Source organism: Serratia sp. TSO36 (assembly GCF_057808395.1).
In genome coordinates this window covers 208,061-222,817 of record NZ_JBJZOU010000002.1, presented here as the reverse complement: position 1 = coordinate 222,817, position 14,757 = coordinate 208,061, and the positions used below count along the sequence as shown (strand labels likewise).

At 62.3% G+C, this 14,757-nt stretch carries 13 protein-coding genes; 5 read left to right on the top strand and 8 right to left on the bottom strand.

What is annotated here, in order from left to right; genetic code table 11:
- Positions 1-27: 27 nt before the first annotated feature.
- From glpC to glpA, 3 genes are read right to left on the bottom strand one after another with little or no spacing between them, the layout of a single operon-like run.
- The gene (glpC, locus tag ACK3CV_RS01325) at positions 28-1,227 is read right to left on the bottom strand and encodes an anaerobic glycerol-3-phosphate dehydrogenase subunit GlpC (RefSeq protein WP_060431217.1); all 1,200 of its coding nucleotides are present in this window, start codon (positions 1,225-1,227) and stop codon (positions 28-30) included.
- Positions 1,224-2,492, bottom strand: coding sequence for a glycerol-3-phosphate dehydrogenase subunit GlpB (glpB, locus tag ACK3CV_RS01320; RefSeq protein WP_164040159.1), 1,269 nt, complete (start codon positions 2,490-2,492; stop codon positions 1,224-1,226). The genes glpC and glpB overlap by 4 nt, the downstream gene beginning before the upstream one ends.
- Positions 2,482-4,131, bottom strand: a complete 1,650-nt coding sequence (gene glpA, locus ACK3CV_RS01315) for an anaerobic glycerol-3-phosphate dehydrogenase subunit A (protein ID WP_033636664.1) — start codon at positions 4,129-4,131, stop codon at positions 2,482-2,484. Before glpA ends, glpB begins: the two co-directional genes overlap by 11 nt.
- Before the next feature lie 364 nt (positions 4,132-4,495).
- On the opposite strand from glpA, the gene glpT reads away from it, so the two are divergent.
- Positions 4,496-5,851, top strand: coding sequence for a glycerol-3-phosphate transporter (glpT, locus tag ACK3CV_RS01310; RefSeq protein ID WP_033636663.1), 1,356 nt, complete (start codon positions 4,496-4,498; stop codon positions 5,849-5,851).
- Between the two features lie 82 nt (positions 5,852-5,933).
- Positions 5,934-7,013: a glycerophosphodiester phosphodiesterase gene (gene glpQ / locus ACK3CV_RS01305; RefSeq protein ID WP_033636662.1), complete on the top strand. Its 1,080-nt coding sequence runs from the start codon at positions 5,934-5,936 to the stop codon at positions 7,011-7,013.
- A gap of 54 nt (positions 7,014-7,067) precedes the next feature.
- On the opposite strand, the gene yigL is transcribed toward glpQ, so the two are convergent.
- Both yigL and pldB read right to left on the bottom strand, forming a co-directional pair.
- Positions 7,068-7,865: a sugar/pyridoxal phosphate phosphatase YigL gene (gene yigL / locus ACK3CV_RS01300; protein WP_033636660.1), complete on the bottom strand. Its 798-nt coding sequence runs from the start codon at positions 7,863-7,865 to the stop codon at positions 7,068-7,070.
- Positions 7,866-7,869: 4 nt separating this feature from the next.
- Positions 7,870-8,913 carry a lysophospholipase L2 gene (gene pldB / locus ACK3CV_RS01295; protein ID WP_164040157.1) on the bottom strand — a complete coding sequence of 348 codons (1,044 nt, stop codon included), beginning with the start codon at positions 8,911-8,913 and terminating at the stop codon, positions 7,870-7,872.
- 147 nt (positions 8,914-9,060) lie between these two features.
- On the opposite strand from pldB, the gene rhtB reads away from it, so the two are divergent.
- Entirely contained in the window at positions 9,061-9,681 is a 621-nt protein-coding gene (gene rhtB, locus ACK3CV_RS01290; RefSeq protein WP_025304879.1) for a homoserine/homoserine lactone efflux protein, read from the top strand.
- Between the two features lie 47 nt (positions 9,682-9,728).
- Here the strand turns inward: rhtB and rhtC are convergent, their stop codons facing one another.
- The 3 genes from rhtC to pldA are packed head-to-tail and all read right to left on the bottom strand — an operon-like array spanning position 9,729 to position 13,116.
- On the bottom strand, positions 9,729-10,349 hold the full coding sequence (gene rhtC, locus ACK3CV_RS01285; protein ID WP_016929486.1) for a threonine export protein RhtC: 621 nt from the start codon (positions 10,347-10,349) through the stop codon (positions 9,729-9,731).
- 12 nt (positions 10,350-10,361) lie between these two features.
- Entirely contained in the window at positions 10,362-12,194 is a 1,833-nt protein-coding gene (gene recQ, locus ACK3CV_RS01280; RefSeq protein WP_164040155.1) for an ATP-dependent DNA helicase RecQ, read from the bottom strand.
- A gap of 43 nt (positions 12,195-12,237) precedes the next feature.
- Positions 12,238-13,116, bottom strand: coding sequence for a phospholipase A (gene pldA, locus ACK3CV_RS01275; protein ID WP_164040153.1), 879 nt, complete (start codon positions 13,114-13,116; stop codon positions 12,238-12,240).
- A gap of 203 nt (positions 13,117-13,319) precedes the next feature.
- Here pldA and ACK3CV_RS01270 point away from each other — a divergent pair, with 203 nt between their 5' ends.
- The gene (locus ACK3CV_RS01270) at positions 13,320-13,790 is read left to right on the top strand and encodes a thioesterase family protein (protein WP_033636656.1); all 471 of its coding nucleotides are present in this window, start codon (positions 13,320-13,322) and stop codon (positions 13,788-13,790) included.
- Between the two features lie 65 nt (positions 13,791-13,855).
- The gene (gene rarD / locus ACK3CV_RS01265; RefSeq protein ID WP_164040152.1) at positions 13,856-14,743 is read left to right on the top strand and encodes an EamA family transporter RarD; all 888 of its coding nucleotides are present in this window, start codon (positions 13,856-13,858) and stop codon (positions 14,741-14,743) included.
- Positions 14,744-14,757 lie beyond the last annotated feature (14 nt).

Below are 14,757 nucleotides of genomic sequence, written 5' to 3'. Positions count from 1 at the left end.
AGGGCCGGCTTGCCGGCCCTCTCGTTTTTATACCAGCGCCTGCGCCAGCAGGGTGATCGGATGCTCACAGTGCTTGCTGGTGGACATTTCTATCTGCCATTTGCAGGTCTCGCAGTCGGTCACCACCAGATCCACTCCGCTCTCTTCGATCTGCCGGAACAGCGGCGCGCCTATGCCTTGCGAGGTGGCGTAGTTCTCCGATTTGAACCCGTAGGTGCCGGCGATGCCGCAGCACTGCGAATCCAGCACCACCAGCTCCAGCCCCGGTATCTGCCGCAGCAGCTCCAGCGTGTAGGCGGTCCAGCCCATCTTCTCCATATGGCAAGGCGTGTGATAAGCCACCCGCAGCGGCGTGCGCTTCAGCGGCAGGCTGCGCCCCTGATTGATCAGGCGATAGAGATAGCGCGTCGCCAGCTCCACCCGATCGCGCACCGGAGTGGTGTCCACGTCCAGCAGATGAGGGTATTCGTCGCGCAGGGTGAAGGTGCAGCTCGATGAGGTCGCCACCACCGGGATGCCGCGCTCCAGCACCGCTTCATGCAGCGACTCGGCGTTAACCCTGGCCTGCTTTTTGGCCTGCTCGATAAACCCGTTGGCGATCAGCGGCACGCCGCAGCATTTCTCGCGTTTCAGCAACTGCACGCCGATATCCAGCGCGTTGAACACCCGGATCAAATCTTTGCCCAGCTGCGGATGGTTATAGTTGACGAAGCAGCCGTGGAAAAACGCCACCTGCTCGGCATAGCGCCGCTGAGCCTGCGCCTGCTGCCGGTACCAGCGGCGGAAAGTGCCGAACGAGTATTTCGGCAGTTCTCGCCGGTGATCGATCTTCAGCGCCTTGTCCAACAGCTTGCGCACCGGTTTCAGCCCGGTGGCGGCGTTGACGATCGGCGCGAACGGCGTCGACAGCGAGCCCATGATGTCGGTGTGGCTGAGGATGGCGTCGCGCAGCGTCGGCTTGCTCTGGGCGAAGTCGGCGCGGGCGCGCTGAATGATATCGCCGATTTTGACGTCGGACGGGCAGGCCACTTCACAACGTTTGCAGTTGGTGCAGTATTTCAAGGCTTCGTCGTACAGCGCCGGATCTTTCAGCCGCAGCCGCTCGCCGTCCGGCCCCGCCTGTTTTGGCCCCGGATAGAGCGGGTTCACTTTGGCGACCGGGCAATAGGTGGTGCAGACGGTGCATTTGATGCAGCTTTCAAAGCTGTGGTCCTGATGCAGGCTCATGCGTTTTCCTCCGCGGCGATCTGCTGCGCGACGTGCAGCGCACCGATCAATGACACGCCGGCGCCGCAGCCCTGTTGCAGCGGATCGTAGCCGCCGGCGACCGCGCCGATGACGTACAGATTGTCGAACGGCATGCCCTGCTTCATCGCCCGCAGCCTGCCGTCGGTGCGCACGCCAAACTGCAGATAAGGCTGCGGCGCGAACAGCTCGCACCGGCTCCAGTCGGCGCGATCCGCGCGGCTGTGTACGTCCAGCCCGAAGATCGGCTCGCGCACCCCGTCGAAATCCGCCACCAGCCCGTTGCTGAAGAAGCTGCCGCTGGCCAGCACCACCTGCTGCGCCCGCAGCGGAATATCACCGTGGTTGCGGGTATACAGGCCCGTGACGCGGCCGGCTTCGCACTCGGCGCGCAGCACGCTGTCGCCGGGCATGAAAACGCCACCCAGCTGTTGAAAACGCCGCCGCAGCGCCTGATGCAAGCGCATGCCGGGCACCGAAGGCGGCAGCGTCGGCAGCAGCCGGATCGGCTTGCCGACCGCATCCTGCAGCACTGCCAGCGACGCGTCGTCCTCCAATCCCAAACAGGCCGGCAGGAAGAGCGCGTCGGCTTCCCCCGCCAATCGCCGCAGTTCCTCGGCCATCGGCGGCAGATTTTCCATCAAATCCAGCACCCGGGCGATGTTTACCGCGCGGAACTCGCTGGGGTTATTGCGTAATCTGTCCAGCGCCGGCATGTGCAGATAGGCCACCTCCGTCTCTACGCCGAGCTCCCGGCTCAGAGAGTCGGCAGCCATCTGCGGCTGGAAGTCGAGGAAGCCTTCGATGCCGATCACCGCAATGCGCCGCCACGGCAGTTGGCCGGTCAGCGGCAGCGTCGGGATCGCCTGCGGGCTGAGCCAGGTGGCGCGGCGCGTGCCGAGCGGCGTAATGCGCAGATGGTTGTTGGCACCCTCGCCCTGCAGGTTCAGCCCGCAGCGCTCCAACAGCCGCTGCGCGGCGGCGGACAGCGCCGCCACCCGGCCGGGCCCGATCAGGGCATACGGATGCTGCGGCGCCTGCTGCGCCAGCTGCGGTAGCGCCGCCAGCGGCATTTCGACCGGCGTGCCGTCCGGCAATCTCGCCAGCAGGTCGAGCGAGCCGGAGGAGAAGTAGAGCGCGCTCTGGCCGGAACTGACCACCGCACAGCGCTTGCCCTGTTCGGCCACGGCAATGGCGCAGCTCAGGCCCGCCAGGCCGCCGCCAATCACCACTACGTCAAATCGCATCATCCGCCTCCTGCTCCTTGTCGGCCTGGGCTTCAAGCCCGCATAGCCCCTGGTAAACCCAGCTGGTAAATTCACTCTCGCGCAGCGCGTCGCCCCAGGCGATCGGCCGTACGCCTTTCCACCGTTCGTTGAGGAACTGCGACAGCTGCGCGATGGACTGCTGCGGCGTGCTGACGTTAAAGCGCGTCAACAGCCCGGCGGCGCGGCAGGCGCAGAGTTCGCCCTGGCAGGTGCCCATGCCGACGCGGGTGCGGCGGCGCAGATCCACCAGGTTATTGACGGTCAGCGAGTTGACTGCATAGCGCACTTCCCCGGCGGTCACCGCCTCGCATTCGCACACCAGGCTGGTGTCGAGTCGATCGGCCGCCGGCACCTGGCTGGCGCGATCGCCGTGGCGGTAAATTGCCGAGCCGCGAATGCTGGCGGGCAGAGAAACCACGCTGCGCACCGTCTCCTCCGCCGACTGGCGGGAGCCGGGCAACGCATCCTGCGCGGTGGTGCACGGGCGGTTTACGCCAAGCTTTTCGCACACCTTGTCGGTGGCCCACTCCGCCATCAGGCGGTAGGTCATCAGCTTGCCGCCGGTGATGGTGATAAACCCTTCCAGCCCGTCGCGGGCGGCGTGATCGAGCAGCACGATGCCACGGCTGACGTTGCGCCCGCTGGGGTCGTCGTCGCTGGCCACCAGCGGCCTTACCCCGGCGTAGGCGCGCAGAATGCGGGTCTGCGCCAGGGTGGGCGCCAACAGCGCCCCCTCGCGGATCAGAATGTCCACTTCCTGCGGGGTCACCAGCATGTTGTCAATTTGGTCGTAGTCGATATGGGTCGAGGTGGTACCGATCAGCGAGATGGTGTCGCCCGGCACCAGGATGTCGGCGTCTGCCGGTTTGCGGCAGCGGTTGATCACCATGTTGTTGATGCGGTGGCCGAGGATCAGCAGCGCCCCCTTGGCCGGGAACATGCGGATGCGCAAATCGGCGTATTCGGCGATCTGCTGGCCCCAGATGCCGGCGGCGTTGACCACCACCGGCGCATGCAGCGCATAGCGCCGCTGATTCTGATGGTCGTAAACGCGCACGCCCGTCACCCGATCGCCGCTGCGCAACAATCCCACCACCTGGTGGTAGGTCAGGATCTGCGCGCCATGTTCGCGCGCGTCCAACATGTTGGCGGCGGTCAGCCGGAAGGGATCGACGGTGCCGTCCGGCACGCGCACCGCGCCGATCAGCGCCGGGTTAGCCGCCGGCTCCAGCCGCAGCGCCAGCTGCGGGTCGATCGCTTCGGCGTCGATGTCGGCCTGGCGACAGGCGGCGATAAACTGTTGCTGATAGTCCAGCGAGTCCTGCGGCAGGGTGATGAACAGCCCATCGGTGCGCTCGATGCAGTGATGGGCGATGCGTTTCAGGATGCGGTTCTCTTCGATGCACTCGCGCGCCGACTCGCCGTCGGTCACCGCATAGCGCGCGCCGCTGTGCAGCAAACCGTGGTTGCGGCCGGTGGCGCCGGTGGCGATGTCGTGGCGCTCCAGCAAGATGCAGCGCAAGCCGCGCCGCGCGCAGTCGCGGGCGATGCCTGCGCCGGTGGCGCCGCCGCCGATGATGATCACATCCGTTTCGCCGCCGTCAAAATAGCTGCTCATGTCGCTCCCTCAGGATCGGTAGTTATGAGCCTATTGAGCCACGGTTATAAGGGTCTTTGTTTGATAAGGAACAAGAACGAACATAAAACGAAATAAAAATGTCCACAAAAAACCATCAATGTGATCATAATCACGATTTTTGGACGTTTTTCTATTTCATAACGTTAACGAATCGCTCAAAATCCGCCGTGGTTTCATAAAAGTGTAACAATTGCGCCATTCGTCACAGCGACACCAGGCGTATTTGACGACAATGGCGCTCGTTATGGAACACAAAAACACCACATTCGATATCCGCTCAATCATCAAATGAACGTAAAAGGTCATATTGATGTGATAACAGATAAAGCCATCGGAGGCGCTCATGTTGAGTATTTTTAAGCCGGCCGCACACATCGCCCGTGTGCCGAGCGATAAGGTAGACCCGCTCTACCGTAAGCTGCGCTGGCAAATTTTCCTGGGGATCTTCTTCGGTTACGCCGCTTACTATCTGGTGCGTAAGAACTTCACCCTGGCCATGCCTTACCTGATCGAACAAGGCTTCAGCCGCGGTGACCTCGGCTTCGCGCTGTCGGGCATTTCCATCGCCTACGGCTTCTCCAAATTCATCATGGGTTCGGTCTCAGACCGTTCCAACCCGCGAGTGTTCCTGCCTGCCGGCCTGATCCTGGCGGCGGCGGTGATGCTGTTCATGGGCTTCGTGCCGTGGGCCACCTCCAGCATCGCCATCATGTTCGTCCTGCTGTTCCTGTGCGGCTGGTTCCAGGGCATGGGTTGGCCGCCGTGCGGCCGCACCATGGTGCACTGGTGGTCGCAGAAAGAACGAGGCGGCATCGTCTCCATCTGGAACTGCGCCCACAACGTGGGTGGCGGCCTGCCGCCGCTGCTGTTCCTGCTGGGCATGGCCTGGTTCAACGACTGGCACGCGGCGCTGTACATGCCGGCCTTCGGCGCCATCCTGGTGGCCCTGATCGCCTTCGGCCTGATGCGCGACACCCCGCAATCCTGCGGCCTGCCGCCGATTGAAGAGTACAAAAACGACTACCCGGACGACTACAGCGAAAAAGACGAAGAAGAGCTGACCGCCAAGCAGATCTTCATGCAGTACATCCTGCCGAACAAGCTGCTGTGGTACATCGCGGTCGCCAACGTGTTCGTCTACCTGCTGCGTTACGGCATTCTGGACTGGTCGCCGACCTACCTGAAAGAAGTGAAGCACTTCGCGCTGGACAAGTCTTCCTGGGCTTACTTCCTGTATGAATACGCCGGTATCCCGGGCACCCTGCTGTGCGGCTGGATGTCGGACAAAGTGTTCAAAGGCAACCGCGGCGCCACCGGCGTGTTCTTCATGACGCTGGTGACCATCGCCACCGTGGTGTTCTGGATGAACCCGCCGGGCAACCCGACCGTGGACATGATCTGTATGCTGGTCATCGGCTTCCTGATCTACGGCCCGGTGATGCTGATCGGCCTGCACGCGCTGGAGCTGGCGCCGAAGAAAGCCGCCGGCACCGCCGCGGGCTTCACCGGCCTGTTCGGCTACCTGGGCGGCTCGGTCGCGGCCAGCGCCATCGTCGGCTACACCGTAGACTTCTTCGGTTGGGACGGCGGCTTCATGGTGATGATCGGCGGCGGCGTGCTGGCGGTTATCCTGCTGCTGCTGACCATGCTGAACGAAAAGAAACACCACGCGGAAATCGCTGCCGGCAAGCGCGGCTAACCGTCACACGACTTTTGCATGATTTAAAGGCCGCCCTGCGGCCTTTTTACTACCCTGCCCCCAACAACACGGAGAAAACGGAATGCGGACTCAAGTCAAAGCCCTGCTGACAGGGATCATTCTCGCTACCTCAATGGTCAGCGCCGCGCAGGCGGCGGACAAAGTGGTGATCGCCCATCGCGGCGCCAGCGGCTACCTGCCGGAACACACCCTGCCGGCGAAGGCGATGGCCTACGCGCAGGGCGCCGATTACCTCGAACAAGATCTGGTGATGACCAAAGACAACGAGCTGGTGGTGCTGCATGACCATTACCTCGATCGCGTCACCGACGTCGCCGAACGTTTCCCGGACCGCGCGCGTAAAGACGGCCGTTATTACGCCATCGACTTTACGCTGGCGGAGATCAAATCGCTGAAGTTCACCGAAGGCTTTGACATCGAAAACGGCAAGAAGGTGCAGGGCTACCCTGGCCGCTTCCCGATGGGCAAATCCGACTTCCGCGTACACACCTTCCAGGAAGAGATCGAGTTCGTGCAGGGTCTGAACCATTCGACCGGCAAGAACATCGGCATCTACCCTGAAATCAAGGCGCCGTGGTTCCACAAGCAGGAAGGCAAGGACATCTCCAGCAAAGTGCTGGCGGTGCTCAAGCAATACGGCTACACCGGCAAAAACGACAACGTCTACCTGCAGTGCTTCGACGCCAACGAGCTCAAACGCATCAAGAACGAGCTGGAGCCGAAGCTGGGCATGGATCTGAAGCTGGTGCAGCTGATCGCCTATAACGACTGGCAGGAAACCTACGAGCAGAAAGCCGACGGCAAATGGGTGGAGTACGATTACGACTGGATGTTCAAGCCGGGCGCGATGAAGAAAATCGCTCAATATGCCGACGGCATCGGGCCGGACTACCACATGCTGGTGGTAGCGGATAAATCCAAGCCGGGCCACATCGTGCTGACCGACATGGTGAAAGAAGCGCACGCCAGCAAGCTGGCGGTGCATCCGTTCACCATCCGCGCCGATGCGCTGCCGAAGTACGTGACCGACGTGAACCAGCTGTATGACGTGATTTACAACCAGGCCGGTGTCGACGGCGTGTTCACCGATTTCCCGGACAAGGGCGTGCAGTTCCTGCAGAAGCAGGGCCAGCACAAGTAATGCCAAGGGCGCCGCAAGGCGCCCTTGTTATTTCCGAGAAACGCCCGGGTTATGTCAGAGGAACATCTTGCGCAGGTAGTGCGGCACCGCGTTATCGACGTTGGAGCCGATCACTTCCAGCTCCGGCAACATATCCTTCAGGCGCTGATGCGCGTCGCGCATGATGCAGCCCTTGCCGGCCATCGACAGCATCTCCAGATCGTTCATGCCGTCGCCGAAGGCGATGCACTCTTGCAGCGTATAGCCGATGATCTTGGCCACTTCTTCCAGCGCATGCCCTTTCGACACGCCGCCCGCCATCACTTCCAGGCAGGTCGGGAACGAGAAGCTGACGTTGACCCGATCGCCCCAGCGCGCGTTGATGGCGTCTTCCACCTGCAGCAGCCGCTCGTGATCTTCGCAGGTGAAGTAGACCTTGCAGACGCCGTCGGTTTCCAGCAGGCCCGGTTCGAACAGCTGGTATTTGAACACCGACTCCTGGAAGAATTCTTCCTGCTCCGGGCTTTCGCGGTTGGTAAACCAATCGTCGTTGCGGTAGACGTTGGTGGTGATCTCCGGATCGTCGTGCAGCATGCCGTACAGATCGCGGGCGATATCCTCGTCCAGGTTATGACTGAAAATCAGCTCGCCGGCGGTGTTGTGCACCCGCGCGCCGTTGGAGGTGATCATAAAGGCGCTGATCTCCAGGCTGTCGCGGATCTGCGCCACGTCGATATGGTGGCGGCCGGTGGCGAATACGAAATGCACGCCGCGCTGGGTCAGCAACTTCAGCGTTTCTTTGGCGTACGGCGACAGGGTATGGTCGGGAGACAGCAGCGTGCCATCTAAATCGGAAGCGACGACGTGATACATAGCGTTATGTTCTAACCTCTGATGGAGTTGTCGGCGGCAGCGCGCCGCCTAAGTGTTGAGCAAAGAAGCGCAGGATTGCGTTCAGTGCTTCGGCGCGCATCGCGTCCCGCTCGAACAGGATCTCATGGCGTGCGCCGTTGATAACCCACGGAAGCCCCCCTTCGCAAGGGCGCCCCGCGTCTGACAGAGCCTGACAAAAAGCCTGGTGCGAACGGTTGTCGACGACTCGTTCTTCACCGGCTTGCAAAAGCAACAGCGGCGTTGTGATCGCCCCGGCTCGAGCGATAATCTGCCGGCCGGCGCGGATGCTCTCCCACACCCAATGGTAGGTCGGCCCACCCACCTGCAGCTCGGGGTAATCGGCGTAATAGCGCAGGCTGCGCCGGTAGCGTTCGCGGCTGTGGGTCAACACGTTGACCACATACGGCAGCGGCCGCCACTGGCCGGTGCCCACCGCGTAATAGTCGCGGATCGCCGGGCGGCTCTCCGCCCAGTCGAGAATGCGTTCGGCCAGCCAATCCGGCATCGGCAACTGGATGCCGAACATCGGCGCGCAAAACGCCGCCGCGTCGAACGCCTGCGGCCGGCGCTGCAGGAACTGCGCCAGGATCGCGCCGCCCATCGAATGCGCCAGCGCGAAGCGCTGCCGATAACCGCGCGATTCGACCTCGCGCTGCCACAGCTGCTCGAAATCGTCCACGTAGTCGGCGAAGTTTACCACATGACCGCGGTGCGTATCCGCCAGTAAACGGCCGGAGCGCCCCTGGCCGCGATGATCGACGATCACCACGTCGTAACCGCAGTGGAACAGATCGTAGGCCACCTCGGGGTATTTCACGTAGCTTTCGATGCGGCCGGGGCTGACCACCACCACCCGCTGATGCCGCGCGGAGCGAAAACGCACAAAGCGGATCGGCACGCCGTCCACGCCGCTGAACTCGCCCTCTTCCCGCAGCCGCCAGAAGTCCAACAGCGGCCCGGTGGCGAAGGCAGCGAACTGCGTTTCACGCGTTAACCAGTCATCGGAGCTGAGAGTGAACGAGGTCATCGAGAGCGTTTTCCCTGTGGGGCCGGCGGAAAATGTGACCGCTGGCACAAGAAATCATACTAGCGTATTGTGATTCAATTCTTACAAAAACGGCGCCGCCTCGGCGCATTGTGGCACAAAACGACACTTTCAGGGAGCCGAAGAACCATGACCTTGGACTGGTGGTTAACCTATCTGCTGACCACGCTTATCCTCAGCCTGTCCCCCGGCTCAGGCGCCATCAACACCATGAGCACCGGCATCAGCCACGGCTATCGCGGCGCCGCCGCGTCGATCGCCGGGCTACAGGTCGGGCTGAGCGCGCACATCGTGCTGGTGGGCATCGGCCTCGGCGCGCTGATATCGCAATCGCTGCTGGCGTTCGAGCTGCTGAAATGGCTGGGCGCCGCCTACCTGGTGTGGCTCGGCATCCAGCAATGGCGCGCCGCCGGGGCGCTGGATCTGCATGCGCTGGCGGGCAGCATGCCGCGCCGCCGTCTGTTCCGCCGCGCGGTGCTGGTCAACCTGACCAACCCGAAAAGCATCGTGTTCCTCGCCGCGCTGTTCCCGCAGTTCATTTTGCCCAATCAGCCGCAGGCCGAGCAGTATCTGGTGCTCGGCGTCACCACCGTGGTGGTGGATATTCTGGTGATGATCGGTTACGCCACCCTGGCGACGCGCATCGCCGGCTGGCTGAGAACGCCGCGCCAAATGCAGCTGCTCAACCGGGTATTCGGTTCGCTGTTCATTTTGGTGGCGGGGCTGCTGGCGACCGCCCGCAAGGCCTGAAAAAAAGGCCGGGCATCGCTGCTCGGCCTTGGGCATGTCACTGCCGGTCAGCGGGTAAAGATCAGGTGTAACCCGAAGCCGGTGAACAGCACCCCCGCCACCCCGTCGATCCACTTGGCCAGCCGCTGGTAGCCGCGGCGCATCGCCGGCAGCGCGAACACCACCGCCACCAGGCTGAACCAGACGAAGGTCTCGGCGACGATCAGCAGAAACAGCCCCCAGCGCGCCCCGGCGCCGACGCTGTCGCCGACGAACAGCGAGAACACGCTGCCGAAATAGATCACCGCCTTCGGGTTGGACAGATTGGTCAGGAAGCCGCGAATAAAGCTGCGCCCGGCCTTCGGCAACGCTACCTGGGCTTCCGCCGCCGGCTGCGCTTGCTGCGCCCGAGCGGAACGCAGCAGCTGCCACCCCATCCAGCACAGGTAAATGCCGCCGCCGACCATGATTATCTGATGCAGCCAGGCCATCTTCTGCAGTATCAGATGCAGCCCCATCAACGCCACGCCAGCCCACACCACGATGCCGAGCGAAATGCCGACCACCCCCATCATCGCCTCGCGGCGCGAGCGGCTGGCAGCGGTTTGCGACACGAAAAAGAAGTCCGGCCCCGGGCTCATCAGCGCAATCAGATGCACCAGCGCCACGGTGAGAAACAGCATCAGCATGATTTATCGCCCTCAGTCTTCGTCATTGTCGAGATGGTCACGGATCATCGCCATAAAGGGCGCGCCGAAACGCTCCAGTTTGCGCTGGCCGACGCCGTTGACGCTCAGCAGATCGCCGGCCTTGATCGGCATCTGTTCGGCCATTTCCAGCAGCGTGGCATCGTTGAACACCACATACGGCGGAATGTTTTCTTCGTCGGCGATCGATTTGCGCAGTTTTCGCAGCTTGGCGAACAGCTTGCGATCGTAATTGCCGCCGTAGGATTTTTGGTTGGCGCTGCCGCGCGACTTCAGGCTCTGGATGCGCGGCACCGCCAGCTGCAGCGCCACTTCGCCGCGCAACACCGGACGCGCCGCCTCGGTCAATTGCAGCGCCGAGTGCATGGCGATGTTCTGGGTGATAAAGCCCAGGTGGATCAGCTGACGCAGCACGCTGGTCCAGTGCTCCGTGGTTTGATCGCGGCCGATGCCGTACACCGGCAGCTTGTCGTGACCGTATTCGCGAATGCGCTGATTGTTGGAACCGCGCAGCACTTCCACGATGTACCCGAGGCCGAAGCGCTGGCCGACGCGGTACACGCAGGACAGCGCCTTGCGCGCGTCCTCCAGCCCATCGTAGCGCTTGGGCGGATCGAGGCAGATATCGCAGTTGCCGCAGTTCTCGTGCTTGCCTTCGCCGAAGTAGTTGAGCAGCACCAGGCGGCGGCAGGTTTGCGCCTCGGCGAACGCGCCCATGGCGTTCAGCTTGTGGCGCTCAATGTCCAACTGCTGCCCGGCGGGTTTTTCCTCCAGACAGCGGCGCAACCAGGCCATGTCGGCCGGATCGTACAGCAGGATGGCTTCGGCCGGCAGGCCGTCGCGCCCGGCGCGGCCGGTCTCCTGATAATAGGATTCGATATTGCGCGGGATGTCGAAATGCACCACGAAGCGCACGTTGGGTTTGTTGATGCCCATGCCGAAGGCGACGGTGGCCACCACCACCTGCAGATCGTCACGCTGGAACGCTTCCTGCACCTGCGCGCGGCGATCGTTGTCCAGCCCGGCGTGGTAGGCGCCGACGCTCAGCCCGCGGCTCTGCAGACGCGCGGCGGTGTCTTCCACCTTGGCGCGGCTGTTGCAATAGATAATGCCGCTCTTGCCGCGCTGATCCTGCACGAAGCGCCACAGCTGATCGAGCGGCTTGAATTTTTCCACCAGCGTGTAGCGGATGTTCGGCCGGTCGAAGCTGCTGACCTGCACCAGCGGATCCTGCAACGACAGCAGGCGCACGATATCGCCGCGGGTGGACTCGTCGGCGGTGGCGGTCAGCGCGATCACCGGCATCGCCGGGAAGCGCTGTTTCAGCTGGCCCAGCGCGCGATATTCCGGCCGGAAGTCATGACCCCACTGCGAGATGCAGTGCGCCTCATCCACCGCCAGCATCGCCGGCGGGCAGTGATCGAGCAGGTTGAGGAAGCTTTCCATCATCAGCCGTTCCGGCGCGATGTACAGCATCTTGATGGTGCCGTTGCGGCAGCCGGCCATGACGTCCAGCTGCTCCTCGCGGGTTTGCGTCGAGTTGTAGCAGGCGGCGGAAACGCCGTAAGCCAACAGCTGGTCGACCTGGTCCTTCATCAGCGAGATCAGCGGGGAAACCACCAGGGTCAGGCCGTCCATCACCAGCGCCGGGATTTGGTAACACAGCGACTTGCCGCCGCCGGTCGGCATCACCACCAGGCAATCCTGCCCGCCGATCGCGGCGTTGATAATCGTTTGTTGGCCCGGACGGAATTGCTGGTAGCCGAAGGTATCGCGCAATACCTGCTCGGCCAGCAACTCTCTGTTAATCACTGCTGCGGTTGACACACACTTCCCCATTTTTTCATCGGTACACACCCACCGGGTATGATTACATAATATCGTTCAGCATGACACCAACGCCCACCCGTGTCTGCCGGAAGTTATAGTCGATCAGCGATTCGCCGTAGCCGCTGAACACCTGGGTATAGAAACGCACGTTGCGGGTGATCGGATAGCTCCAGCCCAGTTCCGCGCCGCCGTAGCCGCTGTTCCAGTTGTAGTGGCTGTCGACGCTGAACACGCTGTCCCCCCAGGCGTAACCGACCTTCAGACGGTAGTATCCCATGTATTTGGTGATGTCCGGGTTGTCGTCGTTGCTCGAGCTCTCCGAGAAACGGAACCAGGGCTTGAGATCCACCTGCCAGTTGCCGTTTTGCGCCATCAGCCGCGCATAGCCGCGATTCCAGCTGCGCGACGTCGGGTCCGAGCGGCCGTTAGACTGGTGGTTAACGCCGATTTCAACATCGCGCAGCGTCCAACCGGCAAAGCGGTAATCGGTCGCCCACCCCACGAACAGCTGCGGCTCGTAGTTGGTTTCGCGGAACGGTGAAGACTCGCCGCGGTTGGACAATTGCCACCAGGAGCGCTGAGTATAAGACGCGCCGAGCACCGAGTTGTCGCCGGCAATGCCCCGCCACAGCGGAAACGCCAGGCTAAGCTGGTATTTCACCTCGTCCTTGCGCGCCTTGTCGGCCCAGTTGTATGTCTTGATGGCCTCTTGGTTGATATCGCTGGTGTCGGTATACAGCAGGTAATTGGGATCGTAAGGGTACAGCGTGAACGGATTATCGTGCTCCTGCAGCAGGTTGGCGATAATGCTGCCGCGCACCGCCGGCTTATCGTGAATCTGCTGCTCTTTGGCTTCCGCAGCCAATCCCAGCGCCGGCATCAGCAGCGTGGCGGAAACGATCCCTGACAAAATGCGCATAACCTCTCCTCACTCCAACGAAAAAGGGCAATCCCGGAAAAAATCAGGCCATTTTACACACAAAGGAGGCTTTACCGCAGCGCAGGCCGGTTTTATTGGAATAGTCTGGAAAGCAACAAAGGTTAAGCATAAAATCAACATTCCATTAACCTGGACTGACCAGTTAGCTCCCTTAAAACGCAAAAGAAAAACGGAAACCCGCTATGTCGACCACACCACTGACCCTGGAAGCCGCCCGCCGCAAGATCGGCGAAATCTTTGTCTACCACATGCCGTTCAACCGCGAGCTTGGCCTGGAGCTGCGCCGCTTCGACGATGATTACGTCGAGCTGAGCTTCACCAACCAGCGCAAGCTGGTGGGCAACGCCGCACAGGAAATTCTGCACGGCGGCGTGATCGCCGCGGTGCTCGACGTCGCCGCCGGGCTGGCCTGCGCCGGCGGGGTGCTGACGCGCATGGAGCCGCTGATCGAAGAAGAGATCGCCGCCAAACTGTCGCGCATGGGCACCATCGATCTGCGCGTCGACTACCTGCGCCCCGGCCGCGGCGAACACTTCGTCGCCTCCGCCAGCGTGCTGCGCAGCGGCAATAAGGTCGCCGTCGCGCGCGTAGAACTGCATAACCACGACGGCCTGCATATCGCGACCGCGACCGCCACCTATCTGGTCGGCTGATGATTGTGTGCGGTGGGCGTCTTCAGTACACTCACCGCATCTTACGTTCCCCACCGAGTGACGTCATGGACGCAAAGCAAACGCGTCAGGGCATTTTCTTCGCCCTGGCCGCCTATTTTATGTGGGGCATCGCCCCGGCCTATTTCAAACTGATTCAGCAAGTATCCGCGGACGAGATCCTCACCCACCGGATCATCTGGTCGTTTTTCTTCATGCTGGCGCTGATCACGCTGGGCCGCAACTGGCCGAAAGTGCGCGCCGCCTGCCAAAATCGCAAACGGCTGCTGCTGCTGGCGGTCACCGCGCTGTTGATCGGCGGCAACTGGCTGCTGTTCATCTGGGCGGTGAACAACCACCATATGCTGGAAGCCAGTCTGGGTTACTTCATCAACCCGCTGGTTAACGTGCTGTTGGGGATGCTGTTTCTCGGCGAGCGCTTTCGCCGCATGCAGTGGGTGGCGGTGACGCTGGCGTTCACCGGAGTGCTGGTGCAGCTCTGGCAGTTCGGCTCGTTGCCGATCATCGGTCTGGGGCTGGCGTTCAGCTTCGCCTTCTACGGCCTGCTGCGCAAGAAAATCGCCATCGACGCCCAGACCGGCATGCTGATCGAAACGCTGTGGCTGCTGCCGGTGGCGGCGGCCTATCTGTTCCTGTTCGCCGACAGCCCCACCAGCCACCTGAGCGCCAACCCGTGGTCGCTGAACCTGCTGCTGGTCGCCGCCGGCATCGTCACCACCGTGCCGCTGCTGTGCTTCACCGCGGCGGCCACCCGGCTGCGCCTGTCGACGCTCGGTTTCTTCCAGTATCTCGGCCCGACGCTGATGTTCCTGCTGGCGATCACCTTCTACGGCGAAACCGTCGGCCAGGACAAACTGGTGACCTTCGGCTTTATCTGGGCGGCGCTGATCCTGTTCACCCTCGACGCGCTCTACACCCAGCGCAAGCTGCGCTGAGCCCGGCGCCGCCG

Bases quoted from the DNA above. Each gene is read 5' to 3' on its own strand.
- yigL (WP_033636660.1), bottom strand. From the start codon at position 7,865: ATGTATCACGTCGTCGCTTCCGATTTAGATGGCACGCTGCTGTCTCCC.
- glpQ (WP_033636662.1), top strand. From the start codon at position 5,934: ATGCGGACTCAAGTCAAAGCCCTGCTGACAGGGATCATTCTCGCTACC.
- glpT (WP_033636663.1), top strand. From the start codon at position 4,496: ATGTTGAGTATTTTTAAGCCGGCCGCACACATCGCCCGTGTGCCGAGC.
- glpB (WP_164040159.1), bottom strand. From the start codon at position 2,492: ATGCGATTTGACGTAGTGGTGATTGGCGGCGGCCTGGCGGGCCTGAGC.
- rhtC (WP_016929486.1), bottom strand. From the start codon at position 10,349: ATGCTGATGCTGTTTCTCACCGTGGCGCTGGTGCATCTGATTGCGCTG.
- pldB (WP_164040157.1), bottom strand. From the start codon at position 8,913: ATGACCTCGTTCACTCTCAGCTCCGATGACTGGTTAACGCGTGAAACG.
- rhtB (WP_025304879.1), top strand. From the start codon at position 9,061: ATGACCTTGGACTGGTGGTTAACCTATCTGCTGACCACGCTTATCCTC.
- ACK3CV_RS01270 (WP_033636656.1), top strand. From the start codon at position 13,320: ATGTCGACCACACCACTGACCCTGGAAGCCGCCCGCCGCAAGATCGGC.
- glpA (WP_033636664.1), bottom strand. From the start codon at position 4,131: ATGAGCAGCTATTTTGACGGCGGCGAAACGGATGTGATCATCATCGGC.
- rarD (WP_164040152.1), top strand. From the start codon at position 13,856: ATGGACGCAAAGCAAACGCGTCAGGGCATTTTCTTCGCCCTGGCCGCC.
- pldA (WP_164040153.1), bottom strand. From the start codon at position 13,116: ATGCGCATTTTGTCAGGGATCGTTTCCGCCACGCTGCTGATGCCGGCG.
- glpC (WP_060431217.1), bottom strand. From the start codon at position 1,227: ATGAGCCTGCATCAGGACCACAGCTTTGAAAGCTGCATCAAATGCACC.